Origin of the sequence: Abyssisolibacter fermentans, from assembly GCF_001559865.1 — a bacterium.
In the GTDB taxonomy this organism is placed as follows: Bacteria; Bacillota; Clostridia; order Tissierellales; family MCWD3; genus Abyssisolibacter; species Abyssisolibacter fermentans.
This window is the reverse complement of record NZ_LOHE01000041.1, coordinates 1-2,572: the sequence shown is the minus strand read 5'-3', so window position 1 is coordinate 2,572 and position 2,572 is coordinate 1. Positions and strand designations below refer to the sequence as shown.

Annotated in this window: 2 protein-coding genes; both read left to right on the top strand. The window is 32.7% G+C overall.

The features are described 5' to 3' along the window. Window positions 1-971 precede the first annotated feature (971 nt). Window positions 972-1,586, top strand: coding sequence for a DUF4386 family protein (locus tag AYC61_RS06445; RefSeq protein WP_066498395.1), 615 nt, complete (start codon window positions 972-974; stop codon window positions 1,584-1,586). Window positions 1,587-2,109: 523 nt separating this feature from the next. Beyond that, window positions 2,110-2,572, top strand: a 463-nt coding sequence (locus AYC61_RS06440; protein ID WP_476691450.1) for an MBL fold metallo-hydrolase, incomplete at its 3' end; no start/stop codon positions are given.

The following is a 2,572-nucleotide window of genomic DNA, read 5'->3' as shown; positions in this document are numbered from 1 at the left end:
TAAAAATCTCCAATTTGCATATGATGGAATGATTATTGAAGTGTAGTTTGAATCAAAGGAGCAACAAGGATTAAAAAATTGCTAGGGTCTTTTGAAATCTTATCATATAACAATGCATCTTCGTAAAGGCTCGCAAGGTATTCCTCTTGGGTTAGCCGAGGAAGTATTCCTACGAGTCAAGCTCGTCACATCCCACCACGTAAGCCTGTCGGAAATAACACACTCACTGGCGACGGTTATTTTTGGGTGACGTGTGTGTCTATATAATGATAATTAAAAATCATTTGGGACGGTTCCTTTTGATTTATGAAGTAGAAACATTAGATTCTGAAGTAAAATTATATATCCCTAATAATCGATATGAATACATTTTTATAAGGAATATAAATTATAGTTTCCGTAATGAACTTCGTATAACGATAATCAAAGGGACAGTTTGGAGTAATACAGTTTAATTATAGACATATCTACAAGTCAAACGGACATATGGTACATGTAATGAAAGAAATCAAATAAAAACGAAATTCAAGTTTATCTTTATTTTAATATATTACTTAACCTTTGCAGTAGAAAATTACTGCAATTTTTTTGTGCAGAAAAAGAAGGGGGTTTAGTTAACTGTTTACTGTTATGGTAAATAAGAGTATAATGTTGTTGAGGGGTTGGTTTATGATGGTTTGATCATACTATATTGATAAAATTTGGTAACTATATTATTTTTTCATATTGTAATATACAGTATTAAAAATTGTGTGAAGGAGTATAAGAAATGTCTATTTACATTGAAAAATCTAGCAATATGCTTTTTATAACTTTTGACTATTCTGCTCAAAGAGTTACCAAGATTAAATCATTAGGCGGTTCCTATTCTTAAAACCCTTTCCTACTTCATCATTTTATCCAAATATGGTGACTTATAAATAGAACAATAATTTTAGTAGTATATTATTTTCTTAGAGGTGATAAAAACAATGAATAAGAAATTAGGATTTTACTCAGCAGTTTTAGTTGGTATTACAACACTGATTTTTGCAGTATCAATGCTTATAGGGAACTTGTCCTTAGCATATTTTGTTTGTATGATACTTTCTTGGGGTTATATACTTTTGACTTGCGCATTTTATACGGAAACCATAGATGATAGAAAATCAGTAGCTCTTGGCGGGGTTGCCTTTGGATGTTTGTATGGTGTATTAATCAATGTAGTATATTTTACTCAACTTACTACTGTTGCAAATAAAACAGCATCAGAAAACGTCATACAGGTGTTGTCATATCAGTCATTAGGAAGTTTGTTTTTTAGCTTTGACTTATTCGGATATGGAATGATGGCATTATCTACTTTTTTAGTTGGTGTTTCAATGATTGCGAAAAATAAGAATGATAAATGGTTAAAGGTATTACTTATAGTACATGGAACATTTCTAATTTCTTGTGTTGGAATGCCTATTCTTAATATATTTAAGGATAGTAGTGACAGTTCATCTTTTGCTGGTACAATTGCTTTACTTATATGGTGCATATATTTTATTCCGGTAGCAATTCTATCAGCAGTACATTTTAGAAAAGAAATGAATCTTAGATAAGTAAAATCAATATAGTAAAACATAGCGTTGAATCGTTAGGGACGGTTTCTAATGATTGCATACAAGAACTTCTAGGGCATTCAAGTCCAAAAACTACGGAGATATACACATGTTACAAAAATAGTCTTAGAAAGATACAAAGTTTATTGGATAAAATAGATGGAGTTCTACTACAGGAAGATTTCACGAACCAAAGTTCGTGAATGCAAGAGTTAGGCGCAATCAGGCGTATGATCGCGACGTCCTGTCGGTCTCTGAATCACGGGACGCCTGACTACGCCTAACAAAGCGTTTGAGCAAAGGTACACGGAGGCACGTATTTGGCGAAGTACAGGTGTACCACATCGTCTTATCGGGTGCAAGAACCGCCAAGGAGTATTCCTTATGGGACCAATTCGACGACGTCTCAAATGCAGGACGTTATATGAAAAGAATTCAATCTTATGGGTCTTTTTTGCTTATGAATTAGTATAGGGTCCAATAGAAAGAAGAGAACTACTAGACATATTAAGGAGGTTTTTGTATGAAATTTGAGATAATTGGGAGTGGTGGCTGTGTAGCATTACCAAAACCTTTATGTAATTGTAGTGTTTGTAAAGAAGCGAGAGAAAAGGGAAAACCCTATTCGAGATATGGATGTTCATTATTTTTACACGATATAAGTCTTTTGATAGATACTCCTGAAGATATTGTTCATGCAATAAACCATAGTAGCATTACTGAGATTAAAACTGTGTTGTACAGTCATTTAGATCCAGACCATACATTAGGTTTTAGAGTATTTGAACATTTGAGATTAAATTGGTTTGATATATCAGAAGGAAGAGAGTGTAATGAACCAATCGATGTTTTAGCAATGCCTCATGTAATGGATGATTTGAATACAATTAAATCAAAGTATGGTGCTTACTTGGATTATTATGAAAATACGCGAAACTTGATAAAACGTTATAAAGTAGAAGAACACAAAGAGATAGATGGAATTT